This is a genomic window from Modestobacter caceresii (assembly GCF_000761485.1).
GTDB classification, from domain to species: Bacteria; Actinomycetota; Actinomycetes; order Mycobacteriales; family Geodermatophilaceae; genus Modestobacter; species Modestobacter caceresii.
The window spans coordinates 221,075-239,567 of record NZ_JPMX01000075.1; the positions used below are offsets into that span (position 1 = coordinate 221,075).

An 18,493-nucleotide genomic window follows, 5' to 3' on the forward strand; every position below is an offset into this window, starting at 1 on the left:
AACTGCAGGAGGGCGTCTCGCCGGTTAGCTATGGGCACCTCTCACTCATTTGTGGCGCGTGAGGCGAGCGAGGCGGATGTGTCGACCTCGTGGAGAGGACTGCCCAGACCGACCGCTTCAGGAACCGCGCGACGGTCGCCGGCTCACCACTCAGCCGCACCGGTCGCTATCGCCCGAGAAACTGCCGGCTGAGGTGACCTCACCGTGCATCAACCGCGCCGGGAATGAGGAGTGGTCGACCCCGGAACCACTGAGTCCGGGCAGTTCAGTGCGAAGTATTCCAGCGCCGCACCCGTTGAGGACCGTCCAACAGCGGCCAGGGCATCGGCTATTCGAAGCGGTTGCTCACGGCGCGTTCGCTCGGGCGCTCGGATGGCTCGTGCGAGTCTGCGTCGGTGCCTGGTCGACAGAGAACGCAGTGAGTGACGTCGCGCCGGGAATCTACGAGGCGCTGATCACCGACGACGTGGCTGCTGCGCTGACCAGCTCACCGAGAGAGCTGGTGCAGTACGAGCCGCTCGACCCGGCCGACTCGCACCTCGTGCTCACGCGTCACCTGGCGAGCCTCATCAGCCGGTCTTTGCAGTCCGCCCCCGGGTCCGAGCAAGGCAAGGTGGCCGCGCAGGTCGAGCTGGCCAATCGGATAGCGGCCGCGGTCGGTGACCTCAGCGCACCTGGCGCCGTCTTGACCGGTGACCGGGTCGCAGATGCCGGGCAGCAACTGCTCGCAGTGGCGACGCCCGCCCACACCCCGGCGCCTGTCGCCTTCCCGGTGCGGCCGGAGGTGCCGCTGAGCACCAGCGCACTGTTGGTCAACGGCCGCGGGCAGCCCCGGATTGGCTACGAGGTGGAGCGCGAGCTGGCGTCCGCGGACAGCGTCGACCTGCTGTGCGCCTTCATCACCTGGCACGGCGTCCGGGTGCTGGAGCAGGCCCTGCAAGACCTTCAGCAGCGTGGCGTGCGCCTGAGGGTCATCACCACGACCTACCTCGGCGCGACCGAGCCACGTGCCGTCGAGCGGCTGATCGCTGCGGGCGCCGACGTCCGGATCTCCTACGAGACGCGGACGACGCGCCTGCACGCAAAGGCCTGGCTCTTCCACCGCGGTTCCGGCTTCTCCACCGGCTATGTGGGGTCGTCGAACCTGTCCCGGGCGGCGATGATCGACGGGCTGGAGTGGAACGTCCGGCTGTCGTCCGTCGAGCAGTCTCACCTGCTGCAGACCTTCGCCGAGACATTCGACTCCTACTGGCACGACCCTGCGTTCGAGCCCTACGACGCCGAGCGCTTCACCGCTGCCATCGCCGTCGAGCGCGGTGGGCGCACCGACGCCCCTACGGAGATCACCTCCCTCGACGTCCGACCGTTCGGCTACCAACAGGAGATCCTCGAGGCGCTGGACGCCGAGCGGCTGGTGCACGACCGCTGGCAGAACCTCGTGGTGATGGCGACCGGCACCGGCAAGACAGTGGTCTCCGCACTGGACTACCGGCGGCTGCGCACCCAGGGGCACGTCGAGACGGTGCTCTTCGTCGCCCACCGCAAGGAGATCCTGACCCAGAGCCGGTCCACGTTTCGCCAGGTGCTCCGCCGCGGTGACTTTGGTGAGCTCCTGGTCGACGGCGCCAAGCCCACGCAGTGGCAGCACGTCTTCGCCTCGGTGCAGTCGTTGGCCCAGCTCGACCTTGCCGAGCTGCGGCCAGACCTGTTCGACCTGGTGGTGGTCGACGAGTTTCACCACGCCGAGGCAGCTACCTACCGCCGCCTGCTAGACCACCTGAAGCCGAAGGTGCTCGTGGGGCTGACCGCGACGCCGGAACGTGCGGACGGCCGGGACGTCATCGCCCGCTTCGGCGGCCGACCGGCAGTCGAGCTGCGGCTGTGGGAGGCACTGGAGCAGCGACTGCTGGCCCCGTTCCAATACTTCGGCAAGCACGACGACGTCCCGCTGGACACGGTCCGCTGGCGGCGGGGCTCGGGCTACGACGTCGCCGAGTTGACCAACCTCTACACCGGCAGCGACGCCCGGGTGCGGCTGATCCTGCAGGCCGTGATCGACACGGTGGCCGAGCCGACGCGCATGCGCGCACTGGGCTTCTGCGTGAGCGTCGACCACGCCGTCTTCATGGCTGCTCGATTCGCGGCCGCTGGCATCCCGAGCCGCGCGGTGACGTCGCGGGACGGCGCCGACGCCCGCGCGGGCGCGCTGACTGCATTGCGGAACGGCGAGGTAAACGTGCTGTTCACCGTCGACCTGTTCAACGAGGGTTTCGACCTGCCGGAGATCGACACGGTGCTCTTCCTCCGCCCGACGGAGAGCGCCACCGTGTTCCTGCAGCAGCTCGGCCGCGGTCTGCGGCTGGCTGAGGACAAGCCGTGCCTGACGGTGTTGGACTTCATCGGCTCGCAGCACCGGAGCTTCCGCTTCGACCTGCGCTTTCGGGCGCTGACCGGGACGTCCCGACGTGGGCTGGAGCGGGAGATCGACCTGGGCTTTCCGACGCTGCCAGCAGGCTGCTCGATCCAGCTGGACCGGGTGGCGCAGCAGGTGGTGCTGGACAACGTCCGGCAGTCGCTGCGGCTCCCCTGGCCGCAGCTGGCCAACGAGCTTGCTGCCTCCCCGGGGGCCGACCTACCCACCTTCCTGGACGAGACCGGGCTGGACGTCGAGGACCTCTACCGCGGCACCAGCCGAAGCTGGCTGGACCTCCAGCGCGCGGCCGGCGTGGTCACCGCCGAACCGAGGCCGGACGACGCCCGGCTGCGCGGGGCCTTCGCGCGGATGCTGCACCTGGACGACGTCGAGCGACTCGACCGGCTGGACGACGTGCTCAACGGCGGGGTTCTCGGATCAAGCGACCGAGAGCGACGACTGGCCGCGATGCTGCACTTCGCACTCTGGGGTTCGCGGACGCCGTTCTCATCGATTGAGGAGTCGCTGGCCCGACTTCTCGCCGACCGGGCTCGATCGGTGGAGCTGTCTCAGCTGGTCGGCGTACTGCGGGAGCGCATCCACCGGGTAGCGCCGGCTCTGGACGGCGGGCCGCGACCGCTGCACGTGCACGCGCGGTACAGCCGCGAGGAGGCGCTGGCGGCGTTCGGGATGACCGACCTGGCCGGCACTTTCGGCTCTGGTGTGCGCTGGGTGCCTGACGAGAGGGCGGACCTGTTCTTCGTGACGCTGACCAAGACCGACGGGCACTTCTCCCCCACCACGATGTACGCCGACTCGGCGATCACGCCGACGCTCTTCCAGTGGGAGTCGCAGAACACGACGACGGAAGCGTCACCCGTCGGTCAGCGGTACCTGCGCCACCGGGAGCTGGGTAGCTCCGTGCACCTGTTCGTGCGAGAGACGAAGGCGGCGGACGGCGCCCTCGGAGTGCCGCCGTACCTGTACGCCGGACCGATGGCCTACCAGTCGCACACCGGCAACCGGCCGATGCGCATCCTCTGGCGGCTCGATCACGCTCTACCCGGTGACGTCTTCCATGCCGCGAAGGTCGCCTGACAGATCGGCGGGCACCGTTGACGGTCGTAGCTTTCTCTCGGTCACCTGCGGCCGCCCAGCCAGTACAGCGCGAGATCCACGTCGCGCGCTGTCCATGAGAGGCCATGTGTTCTCGACACCATCTCGCGTGCGTCTTCGACCACTTGCATGTAGCGGCCATAGCGTCCCGACGCGTTGTCGAGTTGGACGCCCAACTGGGCCAGGGCCGCGTGGGCTCGTCGGTCGTAGACCGCCATTCGCTCTGGTGCCGCGGCGACCAGAACAGCCGACGCCAATGCGTCGCCATGGCCGAAGCCAGGCAACGACCTAAGCGCACTGCGGCCACTTACCGCAGCGTCAGCCGTCGATCTATTCGAGTCATGCACCGCTTCGACGGCCGCACGCGTGGCAGCACGAACGTTGATGTCGGGTGTCGAGTTCAAGCGCGCCGCCCATGGAGTGTTCGCCTGCAGACGCTTCCACAGCACGAGTGTCCCGCCCCGGGTCTGATGGAGGCTCTCAATCCACGTGAGGATGAGAGTCATGGCGGCACCGAGGAAGTACCCCGACGAGCTGCGGGAGCGGGCGATCCGGCTGGCGGTCGACGCGCGGCGTGACCCCGCGACCCGGACTGGGGCGTTGAAGCGGATCGGTGAGCAGCTGGGGATCAACCCCGAGACGCTGCGCAACTGGGTCACCCAGGCCGAGATCGACGAAGGCCACCGGCCCGGCACCACCACGGACGACGCCACCCGGCTGGCCGAACTCGAGCGCGAGGTGCGGGAGCTGCGCCGAGCTAACGCGATTCTGAAGAGCGCGTCGGCGTTCTTCGCGGCGGAGCTCGACCGCCCACAGCGGTGATTGTCGAGTTTATCGACGCTCACCGGGAGGAGCACGGGGTCGAGCCGATCTGTGAGCAGCTGCAGATCGCCCCGAGCACCTACTACGCCCATCGGAACCGGCCGCCCTCGGCGCGGTCGGTCACCGACGCATCCACCACTGCGGTGATCGAGCAGGTACATGCCGAGAACTTCGGCGTCTACGGCGCCCGGAAGGTTCATGCGGCGCTGCGCCGGCAAGGCCAGGCGGTGGCCCGCTGCACCGTCGAGCGACTGATGCGCTCGGCCGGCCTGCGCGGCATCACGCGGGGTAAGGGCCCGCGAACCACCGTGCCCGGCACCGGCCCGGACACCCGCCCGGACCTGGTCGATCGCGCGTTCACCGCGACCGGCCCGGACCAGCTCTGGGTCGCCGACATCACCTACTGCCGCACGTTCTCCGGCTGGGTCTACGCCGCGTTCGTCGTCGACGTCTACTCCCGCCGAGTGGTTGGCTGGCAGCTGTCGAAGTCCCTGCGTACCGACCTGGCCCTGGACGCCCTCGAGATGGGCATCTGGACCCGCCGCCGGACCGGCCGGGACCTCGGCGGGCTGGTTCACCACTCGGACAAGGGAGTCCAGTACGTCGCGGTGCGCTACACCCAGCGGCTGGCCGAGGCCGGCGCGGTTGCCTCCGTCGGCTCCACCGGCGACTCCTACGACAACGCCCTCGCCGAGGCGTTCAACTCCCTGTTCAAGGCTGAACTGGTCCGCAACAAGGGTCCCTGGAAGGGCATCGACGACCTCGAGATCGCCGTGGCCGAGTACATCGACTGGTTCAACCACCGACGGCTACACGGCGAGATCGGCCTCGTCCCACCGGCCGAGCACGAAGACAACTTCTACCGGCACAACACCGCGGCGACTACCGTCGCCGCGTCAGTTCCGAGCCTCCACTGAATCCGGGGCGGGACACGAGTGCACCGATGTCCGCCTTCCCCACCGAGCCCGTTGAGGCGATGCGGGCGGTGACCTCGCACAAGACCTCGTCATAGGCCTTCGATACGGCTGACCCACATTCCTGCCGCGCGGTGACGAGCTGGCCCAACTGATCGGGCTTGAGATCCATGAACTGCCTCCTGGCTGGGGCGTCTACAAGATGGCTTGCACGCCAGCGTCAGCCTCGCTGTCGAGGCTGAGACGGCGCCACCGCTTGTCACACCGTCGGAGCCCGGAGGTCAATGACATCGGTCGCTGCCACCTCGTCGTCGCTGCGCCGATCGAGCAGCTTGAGCAGGTCCTCTTGGCGCGGCTGGCCGAAAGCGAGCCGGTAGAGCGCCAGGTCGCGCTTCAGCCGGTCATATCGCGGACCGTCCAGGCTGAGCGCGTACGGGTACACGTACCGCTCGATCTTGGCGTCGCCGCCGTAGACCCAGTACGGCACGAAGTCACCCTGGTCTTGAGTCGCCTGGTCAGCGGCGTCGTAGGCCGCCCTCCACGGGTCATTCAGCGAGGAGCCGAGCGCTTCCGCTCGGTGCGCGGCAGCCACGTTGCGCCGCACGGCGTGCCCGCCGAAGCGGTGCACACGCCCCTCCCGCTGCTCGAAGTCCACCGGATTCGCCGGGGTGTTCCAGTGGACGATCGCCGAGCACCACCAGTGGAAGTCGATGCCCTCCTGGCCGGCTGAGGTGGTGGTGAGCACGAAAGGCCAGAACGGGCTGTTGAACGCTGCACGCACGTCCTGCTGACGCACCTGCACACCTTCGGCGGCATCGGCTGCCGTCCCTCGCGCCGATCCGTAGCGGAGCGCGAAGCGACTGCGGAGTCGGGGGCCGTTGTCATCGAGCGGGTAGTAGGGCGCGTAGTTGGCGACGCGCAGGCTCACCGCGCGGACCATGTCATCGGCCAAGCCGAAGAGAGCCTCGCCGGACAAGGGCGTGTCAGACATTGAGCTCCGCAGATGGTGCACGTACTCGTCGAGAACGGCCTGCAGGTTGCCGGCCGCGCAGTAGTCGAGGACCGCGCGCCAGTAGGCGGGTCCTTGATCACCGCGGTCGATGATGAGCGTGCTTTCAAGTCGGTTGAAGAGTGCACGCAGGCCGGCAGCAAGGTGTGCCGCCGCCCGCCAGTGCTCGCCGCTGGTCACGTGGTCGTCCTCGGTGAGGACGCGGCTCAGCGCCCGCCACGCGATGTTCCCGGGCGCGTGTGCGGCCAATCGGACGACGTCCCGGCCGAGGCTGTTCCTGCGACGCAGTCGGCCAGGGCCGCCGCGGGCGATTGCCTGCAGTGCCTGATCAACGTGTGCACTCAAACCGGCACCCGTCTCTGGCTGCTCGTGGCCCGCGTCGGGTGATTCGCCAGAGCCGCCCGCCAACAACAATGGCAGCCCGCCACCCACGTCGGCCGGCAAAGCGCCTGGCCAGCTCAGGAACCCGTTCCACGCCGCGGTGTCACCGTCCGGCTCCGCCTGGTCCCCGTCGTCCCCAGCATCTTCCAGCGCGTCTCGGACCGCGGTCTCCATCTGCGCACGGCTCAGCAGTTCGCCGGGGCGAGAGCGGGCCACAGTGAGTGGATCACCCAATCGAGCCAGCTCCGGATGCGGCCAGAACAGAGCCAGCGCGCTCATGGCTGCGGGCCGGCCGTCGGTGAGGCGGTAGTCGAGCCGACTCGCCACCGCGGCACGCGCCTGAACGGTGTTCTCTGTCAGCACGCCGTCGGCGATGCGGCGCTCGGCTTCATAGCTGAGCAGCCCAGCGATGGCCGTAGGAGTCGCCGACCACGAAGAGAAGATCAAGCGCTTGGTGATCCCGGCTGCGGCGTGCTGCACGAAGGGCTGACCGAGCGAGAAGTAGGGCATGGACGGCGGCAGCCACAACAGCTCTGCCCATCCCTTGTCCACCGTGTCCTCAGCGAGGCGGCGCAGCCGGGCGTTGCCCATGTCCATCGGCTTGAACGACGACAGAGCCGCCGCATCCAGTTGCTGGGTACGCGAGGCGAGCTCGCGGATGCCTGGTGTGACCCCGTCCGCTAGGGCTTTCTTCAGCTTGTCGCCGAGCTGGTACCCCTCGACGAAGTTGACGAAGTACGGGGCGGACTTCCAGTACTCGAGCGTCGCGTTGGCGTCGAGCGCCGAGGCGAGCTCGCGAAGCCGGACGTAGCCGCGGACGTCGTCCGCGGTCAGGTCGACCAGCTCAGTGCGCCGCTCGTGCACCATCTCCCCAGTGCTCAACCGCGGGCGCTCCGCCCGTGTCATGACGGTCGTCAACAGCTCTCGGACGCGCCTGGCGGCTTCTGCTGCGGGGGTGTCACGCGACAGCGCATCGCGATAGCCCGCCAGAGCGTCATCGACCTGGTCCAGCCAATCCGGGTCCCCGTTGAGGAAACGCAGGGTCTCCAGGAAGTCCTTGTGGTGGCTCTCCCCCGTCGTCAGCCGCTCCTGCTCCAACGTGAAGGGCTTGTACGGCGTAGCGGACAGCAGCAGGACCTTCGCCTGGCCGTGGTTGAACAGCTCCTGAGCGAGCTCGGCACTTTCCCCGCCCTGCTCGACCGAGAGCAAGTTTCTGAACCGCTGGAACTCGTCAAGGATGACGAGATCGGGTTCCAGGGACTCGATGGAAGCCCGCGCCAGTCGACCGCGGAGTTCTCCGATCAGCCCCGTCGCGCGGTGCCACAACTCGCCAGTGATGTCTTGCCGACGGCCGACGTCAGCGAAGAGGTCCTCGGCGCGCCGCCCAAGGCCGTCCCTGTTGAGTGCCTGACCGAAGGCTTCCGCGATGACGGGGTCGGGACCGCCGTCGAGGGTCGAGCGGAGGTACTCAACGGCGGACTCGAACCGCTCGTACGACCGGGTGGTGGCCCGCAGAGTCTGGAGTGCGCTGCGACGAGCCCAGCCGGCGAGCTTGAGGTGCTCCTCCAGCAACAGGTAGATGAGCGCTCGCTCCTCCGCCTGTCCCGTCCGCCAGCCCTGCTCGAAGCTCGTGCCGGGCGTGAACGCGACCAGGTTGACCGGCTTGTCGATCAGATCGGAGGTGGCGCCCTTCAACGATGCGGTGTGTTTGGCGAGCATCGTCAATCGCGTGGACATGTGCGTGGCTCGACTTCCGGTGACCTCCAGCCGAGCGAGGTTCTGCCGGGCGATGTCCGCATTGGAGCAGATGTAGACGACGTCGATGCGGTCGACCGAGTCGTCGTCCTGGAGGTGCTCGAGCGTCTTGGCGATGACGCCGCGGGCCACGACGCTCTTGCCCAAGCCCGTCTCGTCGGCAACGAGAAATCGTCGCGTCGGTTGATCGTCAGTGAAGAACCGGCGAGCGACGTGGTCCACGGTGGCGCGCTGGAAGTCCTTCAGTCCGGCGAGCACCGGGCCGGCATCAAAGCGCGTCACGCGACGGCCTCCTGATCGCGTCGGACGGCGTCCACAACCGCCCAGACCTCTGGGAACCCGTCCGGGAGCACGCTCCCCCGGTCTGCATACGCACCAAGACGGTCGACGAGGCGGGCGAGGTCATCCAGCCGGCCAGGGTGCTCGACCAAAGCCCGCATCAGCAGCTCGAGCAACCCGGACGCCTCGAATGCAGGTGCGGCGGATGCTCCGGCACTTCCGACGGCTTCCATCCCCACCGTCCAGGCGGGCTGACCCATCCCGAGCAGGAGCGCGAGGAAGCGGAGGAACTTCTCCGGGGTGTCCACCTGCCGGGCGATGATCTCGTCGAGCCGGTTCATCGGGGCCCCCACGAGGTCAGCGAGGACTACGGCACTCGCCGAGACACCGTCCTGGGTCGTTGCCGTGATGATCACGAAGGCGGAGATCTGGTCGACCTCCATGGGCCCGAACGTGACGTCGATCAGCTGCTCCGGCGGTACCTCGGCGGCGAACTCGGGCACCGTGACTGGGCGGACAGTGACGCGTGCACCGACCGGCAACGTCGGGATGGCTGGGCCCTGCAGCTGGATCAGGTGGCCGTGATCCGTCGACTGGACCGACGCGGTGAAGTCCCCACTGGCCAGGTCGATCAACAGGTCACCGAGCTGACCCGCCGCGTCGTCCTCATCGGGGGCCGCCTGCGGCGAGTACTCGGTGAGGATGCTGCGCAGCGAGCTCTCGGCCTCGAAGAGGTCGGTCACGCCCAGCTTCGCCGCCGAGCCGACCAGCGAGACGAGGATCTCGACGTTTCCGGCGAAGGCCGCTTCTGTGGCGTTGGCCGAGCCCACCCGGATCCACGCCTTCCTGCCATAGCGGAGGATGAAGCACTTGGCGTGCAGTCCGGTCAGCCCGATGGCCCTCGGGTCCGTCCCGTCTCCCTTGTCTTCCATCTCGCTGGTGAGCGGATCGAGAACAAACGTCTCGTGCTCCCCGAGAGCGTTCCGGTCCAGCCCGTCGAGGGTCTCCTGCCGACTGACCACCGTCGCTGGCGTGCCGCCGGTGACGGTAGCCAGGCCGCCGTCTGTGCAAAACGGTGAGATGACGAGGTGCTCGTGGCCGACGAAGAAGTCGGCGGCCAGGAAGTGGCCCAGCCCCAGCACGTCGAAGGAGACCTCGTCGACGTGTTCGGGCAGTTCCCACTCTGTCCGCTGGAGGTCGCTCGCCAGAGCATCGAGCCGGGCGATGCGATCAGGCGGCATGGTCGACAGGCACATGCCAGGCAGCGCAGTCAGCAACTCGGCGACCGGGCTGTTGCGCTCGACGGGATTTGGACCCAGCTGACCATCGAGCTGGAGGCAGAGATCCCAGCTGCGGTCGGCCGTGAGGTTGCGGCTGGGGACGAGCAGCCGCATACGGACGTCGGAGACGTCGTCGTCGGCCACGTAACGGAGAGCCCACAACTTCGGGTGGAAGATATGGCCCGCCTTGGGCCGCCGCACCGCGTGCAGCACCGGCTCCAGGAAGGAGAAGATGGGTGACCGCGATGGCGGCATGGCGATCATGCCGGCCTGGTGGAAGACGTCGAGCCGGTCAGCCGCTGCCCGGACCGCCTCCATCAGCGCGATCGGATCACCGGAGTCGGCCAGCCGACGGGAGAGGAAGGACAGCGGGACCGACAGCGCTGTGTCGAGGTGCAGCGTGAAGGTCGTGGCCACGCCGTAGTCGAGGCGGTACCCCTCCGGTGGGCGCAGGGCGTCGAGCAGGAGTGCGCGGCCGTCAGGTTCGAGCATCGGACGATTCCAGTCCCTCGTGGATGTCTGTGACTAGCGCGGCCACGTTGCTCCACCGGTAGGTCAGCCGCCGGCTGCCGGAAGCGCCGGCCCAACTGCGCAGGAGCTTCTCGTTGGTCAAACGCGACTGCGCGTCCTTGATCGACCGTTCGCGCTGCCGGATGAGCTGCCGGCATGCGACGTCGTCCGCGATCCCGTCGACGTCGCCGCGGACGAAGCCGTCGAGCCAGTCGCCGATGAACCGGCGGGCGCGGATGTTGCCCTCGACGCGCGGATTCTGACTCATGACCCGTTGCCACATCGCGGCGGTGTCCCACGAGCTCCGCTTCGGATGCGCCCGCGCCTGTTCTGCCCAGTCGTCCAGGGCGCTGCGGTAGCTCTCGACCGGACTGGGGACGTTGCTCAAGTCCTTGTTCTCGTACCACTCGCTGATGAGCAGGTTGTAGAGCAGGGCCGCTCCGTGCATGGCAAGAGAGAAGAGTTCTGCGTCAACGACGACCGAGGCCATCTCGGTAGGTGCAGTTTCGACGGCGGGGTGGCTCCACGGCGAGTCCACTCCTTCTACCGGCCACTTGGACAGCAGGACGTGCGTCAGGTAGGAGTCCGGGGTGGCTGCGGTGATCTGCTCGCTCAACCAGCTCGCCTCCTCCAGCGACAGCCGTACCCCACCGTCTATGGCATCGGGGAACCGGGGCGGCGCTGCTGGCAGGGAGGAGACCCATCGGCCTGGGGCATCCAGGGTGACCTGTTCCCCGACCGCCTCCTCAGCGTGCACGCCGCTCTCGACTGCTGGGCGAGCGATGCCGTAGCGCTCCAGCGCCTGCTTGTAGAGGACCGAGGGCAAGTTCTTGACCGCGGTTCCGGCGTACGCACCGATAATCCCGGCTTCGCCCGGTGCCGCCGCCTTGAGCGCCACGAGCGCCCTACGCTCGACCATGTCCAGCGTCTGCCGCCCCCGCCGGTAGTGCGCCGTGCTGTCTGCGTACTGACCACACCACGGGACGACGAGGAAGTACCGCGCGCGAGTCAGCAGCACCGATGTGCCGGGGAAGAGCAGGTCCGAGAAGGCGTCGCGGATCTGACCGATGCCCAGCTCGTCGCGGCTCTCCTTCTCCTCGAACAGGCGCAGCATCTCGCGTGTGCGGCGTTGCTCCTCGGCGGAGAAGTCGAGCCACTTCAGAGTCGAGGTCATTCGAAGGCACCGGCTTCGGCGGGCTCTTGCTCGGCAGGCAGCAGCTCGGCCGGCTGCAGCCCGTGGTCGAGCATGAAGGTCAGCAGCCGACGAAGAATCTCTCGCTTGCGTTCGAGATCGGCAATCCGCGGGGACTTCGGGTCGGACAGGGGCGTCAACCGGTTGAGCTCCGCCGCCACGTCGGTCTCAGCGCCGACGAGGTAGTACCAAGCACCCGCATCTGGTGTGACGTCGAGGAGTTGACGCGCTCTCGCCGAGCTCACTCGGATGACCACGTCGGCCACCAGCTCGTCGACGGATGCGTTGGCTGCAGTCACAGTGGCCGCGCCTGCAGCCACTGCTGCGCCGGCGGAGGTCAACCCGCTCAGCATGGCGAGTCCTCCGATCATGCCGCCCGGACCGAAGGCAGCCAGGGCCCCCGTGACTGCTGCTGCCCCGTAGGCGGTCGCCGGCGCAGCCAGCGCGACACCAAGGGGCCCAGCCGCGAGCAGGGCGACGCCACCGACACCGATGAGGATGCGCGACCAGGGGACACCAGTGCTGCCTCCGAGGCAGCCCTTCACCTCGGTGATGGCCTGACGGATGCGGTCACCGCTCTCCGGCTGGATGTGGAGCTCCGTCGCCATGTCGCGTAGAGCGTCCATCGGTGCGTCGCCGGTCGACACGTCGTAGGGCTGGACGAGATTGGACAACGCGCAGAGGACGAGGACTTCGACCACTTCGTCGATGCTCCAGGCGCGGATCAGCGTGGGTGGTGCCCCGTTCGAGAGGGACCGGACGGCGCCCGACAATGGGCGACCTTCATTCGCGAGCAGGAGCCTGAGGCTCTCCGCCATCTCCAACTGCACGGTCTGCAGTGCCAGCTCGTAGCGGCCAGCGACCGCCTTGTCCTTGATCCTCCGCCGGACGTGGTGCGCGAACGCCAGCGCGAACAAGGCCGTCTGCTCCGGCACAGAACCGATGACCTCAAGGGCCACGGACCGGACGGCCAGATCAGTTCCCAGCGACCCTTGGAGCGCCTCACCGATCAGGATCGCAACCGACGGGTGTTCGAAGTACGCCTTGGCGGCGTGCCGTGGGCCGACTGCGATCGGGTGGTCAGCTGCGGCAGGGAAGGTGGAGCCGAGCCCGCGACCCGCGGTGACAATGTCGGCACGGCCGTAGAGGTTGGACCAGTCCCCGACGATCCCGTACGGGAACTTCTTGAGCAGGCGCTCAGAGTTCTCGTGGATGAACGACGAGCCAGCCGGGCTCCCGATCGTGATGAACCGCTTGACGGTCACACCGACAGGCAGGTGGTCGAGGAGGTCGACGGCGACGACAGATCCCAGACTGTGCCCGACGAGCACGATCTCACCCGACGCCGGGAGGTGTTCGAGCACGCGCCGGAGGATCGCGCCGCGAAGGTTCTCGTTCTCGATGTAGCGGCGCACCTGGTGCAGCTGCAGGATGCCTGCAGTGATTACTGCCTCTTGTCCGGGGCCGAGCACAACAGCAGGCAGGTCGTCGAAGCCGAAGCGCCCGATGTCGGGATCAGTGCCGATGAGGCGTGCGGCATTCGCCTGCTGGAACTCGTACTTGCGCCGCCGATCGTCCTCGTTGGAGGGCTTGTACGTACGCGCGGGCACCGACGCGCGAACACCGTCGGTGCTGAGCAAGTCGCTGTAGCGCGGCGCGATGGTCTCTGACCGGGCGAGTCCCTTGTAACCGGCACTCTCCAACCCATGGTTCAGATCAGTCAGCCACTGACCTCGCGGGTCGCCGTCACCGACGCCGTGCAAGAAGACGAGCTTCGCAAACAAGACAGACACTCCTGGTGGTCGCATCGCGGCCAGACGCCGCTGGACACCGAGACTGCCACCCGAAGCCGCCCATTAGGCACGACGACGACCAAATCCCTGCAGGAGTGACGGTTGAGGTGGGTGTGACCTGACGCTGCCAGAAGCCACCGGGGTTGCGGCAGCACCGGCTGGGAATGTTGGGGCCCGAGTCCCAGCTCAGACCGGGAGCAGGCCCACCGCACTGAGCGCGGGCAGGAAGTGTGGAACCTCGTCGAGGTGCCCATGCTCAAAGCTCTTCAAGGTGGCGACACCGTTGGACACCCGATCGACGTGGAATGTGGAGAGGGCGCGGCACCGCGGACAGTCGCCGGCGATGACGAAGGGCCTCAGCAGATGCAGCTCGCCGCCAGAATCCTGGACGTAGAGGCTGCCGTTCTCAATGTCCGACCTGCTGACCGCAAGCCGTTCCCTCGGGACGACGGGATGGTCTCCGGCGAGGCGTCGGATCTCGCAGCTGCCGGACTGCGCAAGTGCATCCCAGGTGGTCGAGCCGGCCAGTATCAGTGGCATGTCGGCGAGGAACTGCGAGCGCGCCAGCAGCAGCTCGACGTCAGCGAGCGCGCTGGCGCAGGCGTCAGCCATGTCGTGCCGGTCGACGGGGCGCCCGTGCGCTTCGTCGTTGCGACGTTGCCGCAACCGGGCGATCGCGACCCGACTCTCCTCCGCGAAGTCGCAAAGCTCGTCTGCCTTCGTCGCCTCGCGAACTGATTGGGCCTTCTTCCCTCCGAGTTCCTGGAGGACGGCGACCCAGTCACCAAAGCCGGGCCCCTCACCGCGCGCGAGTTTGGCCGCAATCACAGCTGTCGCACTGAGCCCCACGCCAGCGCTGCGGGCCAGTGCCATCCCCACATTGGCGGCGTACCCGAGGGTCACTTCGGCTGTGTTGAGCAAAGCGTCGTACCCGTCGGGCGTCGGCCCCTCCGAGAGGGTTGTGTGAGCTACCCGCCACCGAGCAGCAACCGGCAACGGGTAGGTACTGCGAATCTGCTGGGCGAAGTCCTCCGCTTGTTCAGCAGCCGTCACGCGCAGGCGGAGAGATCGACTGACCTGGAGCACGGTCTCCCGCGAGTCCGCGACGGTCTCACCGTCGAACAAGGTATCGAGCGCGTTGTGCGCGTCATCCCTCCATTGGCCAGCAACGTCACGGGCGTGCAATACCGCACGCAGGGCGAACATAACCGCTTGGTCCGGGAGGGGAACAATCATGTCCGCCAGCTCGCGCGCCGTCAACCTGAGATGTCCGCTTATCTGGCTGACCTCCGCAAGATCACGCGCGACACGAGACGCCAGGTAGCGCAGTACGAACTCCACAACGATGCTGTCGGCCTCGTGACGCGGCCGCATAACGATCACGCTGGCGTCGGCAACCGCGGGGAGATCGTCGGGACGTAGCCACGACCAGATAAATCCCGAGCCATGGTGATTGGCGTTGATGGCACGAATGACGACGTCACCTGCGCGAAGGAGGTCCGACGGCTTCGCAGTCACCTGGATGGTCTCGTCTCCGCGCACCACGTGGTCGCGTTGGACGTCTCGGCCCCGGAGCAATCGGACATCGACGACGTCGGGTGATGCGTCTGCGGCAAGGCGGCCTCGAAGTGGACGCTGAGGGATCACCTCGAACAGTTCTTCCAGCCGCACGGTCGATCCAAAGCCGCCGAGCTCCGCCCTGCGCTCCGCGAGTCGCGGGTCGTTGCGTTGAAACCCGAGCTGTTCACCACCGCTGGGTAGCTCCCGCAAGATGTAGCCGTGCTCGGTCCTCCCGCCCTTCATCTTGAGCAGTCGACTCGCTTCGGCGATAAGGGAGTCAACTTCGGATTGCGACGCGGCACCCGCGTCAAACATTGCGCAAGGTTCTTGGTTGCCGACCCGGGGCTCGAGCACAACCAGTGCGAGGTTGAACCGATTGTGCACACTGCTAAGGGCGCCAGTTATGAACCCGACGAGCCGGGGAGACCATTGCAAGAATAGGCCCTCGCGAAACCGGGAGGTCCTGTGCAAGTCGAGGTCACCTGCGGGCAGCAGCATGACCAGCCGGTGACCACCACCCGGCTGAATCCGAGGTAAGTCACGTTGGTGGGAGGACACCCGCGACCCCTCGTCGCGGGCCCAGCTGGCATGGACCATGACAGGGCCGTCGGCCAGCGACGCCGACGCCACTGCAGCGATGTCGTTCTCGGCATCGACGACGGTCGGCACCCAGCCAGCAGGTAGAACGTCGGCCAGATCCCCCGCCGCAACCGCAGAAATCACGACTTGCGGAACAGTGTCACCGACGACTAGGGCCAGCAGGCGGCGGAGCAACGTCCTTTCATGTGGGACGGCCTGGCTCCGAAGTACGGCCAAGGGGTCAGTCATCCCGCGCCGAATGACGTGGGCCCTGACCGGCGGGGACGTCGGCAAGGGGCGTCCAGCCCTGACCGCCCCGAGCGATGGCAGCCGCCATGCGGTCGTAGGCCTCCAAGACGAGGCGGCGAGTTCGATACTCCCCGAGGTCGCGCTCCTCGTACTTGCGCACCACAAAAAAGGAGTCTAGGACGTGCTCTGTCTGCAGCCTCGTCAGGCCGTAGACGTGCAAGAACGCCGCCTCCAAATCAGCGCGGAGCTCCGCTCGGCGGTCGGTTATCCAGTGAAAGGGTGCGCCGGAGTCGCCCATCTCCAGGGCGTAGGGGCGCAGCCGCCACGACGTGTATGACAACTCCAGGACGTAAGGCAGCACCCATACGCCCAGGGACAGACCGGGCATCCAGGCCGACGCCGACTTCAACGTCGACGGAGTGGGACACGCGAGCTGCTTTACGATGCCATAGGTCATATGAGTGCCACTCAGCTTTTGGCGTGCAACGTAGTCCCACACCATGGTGGACCACAATGCATGCAGGACCACGCCATCTCCCGGCTCTCCGGGGAACGCCAGTGGAAAAACGTGTCCAACTGCACTGAACGGCAATACCGACGGCACGAACGTCCGCTCGTTCCAAGTGTTCGTGATGTCTCGCCATCCGAGGAACCAGTCCCGGTCCCACTTCTTCCCAAGGGCTCTCGTGACGCCGGCGCGCTTCACCCAGTAGCGAGCCAGGGGTTCGATGTCAGGATCGTCGTGCTCCGCCTCCGACAACCGCGGCAGCGTTCCCTTATTTAGCTGGGCCTGGGTAGCGTGACGGTAGGTGGAAAAGCGGTGGTCGTAGTGACTCAACAGCTTCGACTCGTACAGGGGCACAAGCTCGATATCGTCGCGCTCGTAAGACCACCCGTTGAAGGTAGCGTCAACTAGGTCATCGGGCTGGTTGAACAGGCCGGAGTCGTTCGCCATATGGAATAGCGTCCCGAACGATAAGTCCCAAGGATTGCCGTCCGTCGCTCCGTCCCGAATGAGCACGGGATGCCGCTCGTAAATGCCGAGAGTGATGTCAGCGTCGGCCCGCGTGCGAAACATCGGCAGGGTGCCGCTATTCGGGTTCATGGTCAGCACTTCGGTCGGAGTGAGCGCGAAGCGCCGACTAGGCACATCCGCAAGGTACCGCGTGAAGAATGCGAAGCGGGTTCGCTGAGCTGTCCGCACTGCGCCCCCCATGGCGGTGACTGCGAAGCGGAACTGATTATGCACCCCCGCAAAGATTTTACCCTCGTTCTCGAAGTCGTAGAATGCGAGAAGTCGGCCGGCGCTAAGAGTATCGGCAAAGAATGGAGCCGTCGTCTTGTCGGTGGCGAGTCCGGTCGGCGTGATTATCCCGGCACTGCCGGTAGGCCCGGTGATGCTGCGCATGGTCTCCGCGAACACGCTGTAGGTGTTGACGTCTCCCTGGCCGGTGAGCGGGTAACGGCCGCTACGCAGGAGCAAGTGGGCTGCGCCCTCGGACTGGCGCAGCGCCGCAAGGTAGGCGGAGTGCAACGGTGGGTCGTCCGTAGCTAGCGAAGCAATCATTCGGGTCCGCAGAGCTGCCGTTTTAGCGTCGACGATGTCACTGCGCCCGACGTTTGCGAAGAATTCCTTGTCCTGAACCTTTACCCGCTCCCAGGGCGGGTTGCCCACGACACAGGAGAACCCGCCACTCCAACCAGGCCCCATTCCGGCGACGGTGGACTCATCCGCAGTGAATATTCCGGGAAACTCAAGGTGCCAGTGGAAGAAGCGATACTGCCGTGCGAGCGATTTAATGTCGCTGAGAAGCCTGGGGGCAACGGTGCTGGGATCGGCCGCAAGCTCGCTGAGCACGCCGTGGGTGATGCCTTGGCCGTGGTCGGCGGACTTGCGCTGGACATGAGCGGCGCACCAAGTGTCGGCGACGAGCTTGGCGCCCAGCAAGTCGGGGTCCGCCTCGAGGGCACGCCATGAGTCGGCGCGCCGGCGGACGGCGGCCAGACTGCCTGCGCGGCCAGCGTCTGCAATGTGAGCGGCTTCGGTGAATTTGGCCGTCTCAACATTGAGGTCCCCAAATCCCAAATGAAGCTGATGCTGGAACGTCCGCTCGGACTTGTTGCGCGCCCTAAGCTTCTTTGTCCACTCGCTGTCGTCGCCGTCTGCGTGCCCGTCACCGAGGACGACAAAGGCGGTGTCGGGGATGTTTTGGCGCAGCAGGGCAGGCGTGACCCCAAGCAGTGCGTTTCCGACCTTGAAGTGCGCGTCCAAGAACGGAAACGGGCGGGTCGCATCAAATGCCTCGAGCCACAGCGCAACCTTGGTGATCTCGATCGCGAGGTCGTTGAGGTCAACCCCGTAAAGGCACCGCTCGACGACGTCGGCGATGGCCGCACGCATCTCATTAGGGCCGGGCTCGGCGTCCTGCGTGCGAACGGTAGCCAGCGCGGCGGCGATGCGGCGACCCGCAGCCACAACGAAATGCCCGCTGCCCACGGCGGGATCGACGACGGTGAGTGCCAGCAGGGCCGCCTCGGGCTCTGGGGCGGCCACGGCCTCGGCGATGAGAGGGGTGAGCGCCTCGTCTAGGGCGTGTCTCCTAACCGCTTGAGCCAGAGGGTGACCGCACGCAGGACTGCT

At 67.0% G+C, this 18,493-nt stretch carries 9 protein-coding genes and 1 other annotated feature; of the genes, 2 read left to right on the plus strand and 7 right to left on the minus strand.

Translation table 11 applies throughout. From position 1 onward, the window contains the following. Positions 1-418 precede the first annotated feature (418 nt). Positions 419-3,511 carry a DUF3427 domain-containing protein gene (locus tag IN07_RS16015; protein ID WP_036337196.1) on the plus strand — a complete coding sequence of 1,031 codons (3,093 nt, stop codon included), beginning with the start codon at positions 419-421 and terminating at the stop codon, positions 3,509-3,511. A 41-nt stretch (positions 3,512-3,552) separates the two neighbouring features. On the opposite strand, the gene IN07_RS25375 is transcribed toward IN07_RS16015, so the two are convergent. Beyond that, entirely contained in the window at positions 3,553-4,035 is a 483-nt protein-coding gene (locus tag IN07_RS25375) for a hypothetical protein (RefSeq protein WP_052091349.1), read from the minus strand. Here IN07_RS25375 and IN07_RS16030 point away from each other — a divergent pair. After that, positions 4,034-5,268 (plus strand): IS3 family transposase gene (locus tag IN07_RS16030; protein ID WP_231558413.1). Its coding sequence is split into 2 segments (ribosomal slippage): positions 4,034-4,319 and positions 4,319-5,268, totalling 1,236 coding nucleotides; the frame shifts between segments, so codons are not numbered across the junction. The genes IN07_RS25375 and IN07_RS16030 overlap by 2 nt on opposite strands. After that, positions 4,312-4,425 (plus strand) — a sequence feature (AL1L pseudoknot). (Overlaps the previous gene by 114 nt.) A gap of 256 nt (positions 5,269-5,524) precedes the next feature. On the opposite strand, the gene IN07_RS16035 is transcribed toward IN07_RS16030, so the two are convergent. The 6 genes from IN07_RS16035 to IN07_RS16060 all read right to left on the minus strand — a co-directional run bounded on the left by IN07_RS16035 (position 5,525) and on the right by IN07_RS16060 (position 18,406). Further along, complete coding sequence (locus IN07_RS16035; protein ID WP_036337202.1) at positions 5,525-8,692, minus strand: helicase-related protein; 3,168 nt, start codon at positions 8,690-8,692, stop codon at positions 5,525-5,527. After that, the gene (locus IN07_RS16040; RefSeq protein ID WP_156119230.1) at positions 8,689-10,386 is read right to left on the minus strand and encodes a phospholipase D family protein; all 1,698 of its coding nucleotides are present in this window, start codon (positions 10,384-10,386) and stop codon (positions 8,689-8,691) included. The genes IN07_RS16035 and IN07_RS16040 overlap by 4 nt, the downstream gene beginning before the upstream one ends. Positions 10,387-10,447: 61 nt before the next feature. Next, positions 10,448-11,653 carry a DUF6361 family protein gene (locus IN07_RS16045; protein WP_036337206.1) on the minus strand — a complete coding sequence of 402 codons (1,206 nt, stop codon included), beginning with the start codon at positions 11,651-11,653 and terminating at the stop codon, positions 10,448-10,450. Next, positions 11,650-13,455, minus strand: coding sequence for a lipase family protein (locus IN07_RS16050; protein ID WP_156119231.1), 1,806 nt, complete (start codon positions 13,453-13,455; stop codon positions 11,650-11,652). The genes IN07_RS16045 and IN07_RS16050 overlap by 4 nt, the downstream gene beginning before the upstream one ends. Positions 13,456-13,650: 195 nt before the next feature. After that, positions 13,651-15,747 (minus strand): restriction endonuclease subunit S domain-containing protein, encoded by a 2,097-nt coding sequence (locus IN07_RS16055; RefSeq protein ID WP_197058505.1) that lies wholly within the window; start codon positions 15,745-15,747, stop codon positions 13,651-13,653. A 97-nt stretch (positions 15,748-15,844) separates the two neighbouring features. Beyond that, positions 15,845-18,406 (minus strand): Eco57I restriction-modification methylase domain-containing protein, encoded by a 2,562-nt coding sequence (locus IN07_RS16060; RefSeq protein WP_052091351.1) that lies wholly within the window; start codon positions 18,404-18,406, stop codon positions 15,845-15,847. Positions 18,407-18,493 lie beyond the last annotated feature (87 nt).

What these genes read in the sequence shown, in the direction of transcription:
- IN07_RS25375 (WP_052091349.1), bottom strand. Translation starts at nt 4,035, where the DNA reads ATGACTCTCATCCTCACGTGGATTGAGAGCCTCCATCAGACCCGGGGC.
- IN07_RS16045 (WP_036337206.1), bottom strand. Translation starts at nt 11,653, where the DNA reads ATGACCTCGACTCTGAAGTGGCTCGACTTCTCCGCCGAGGAGCAACGC.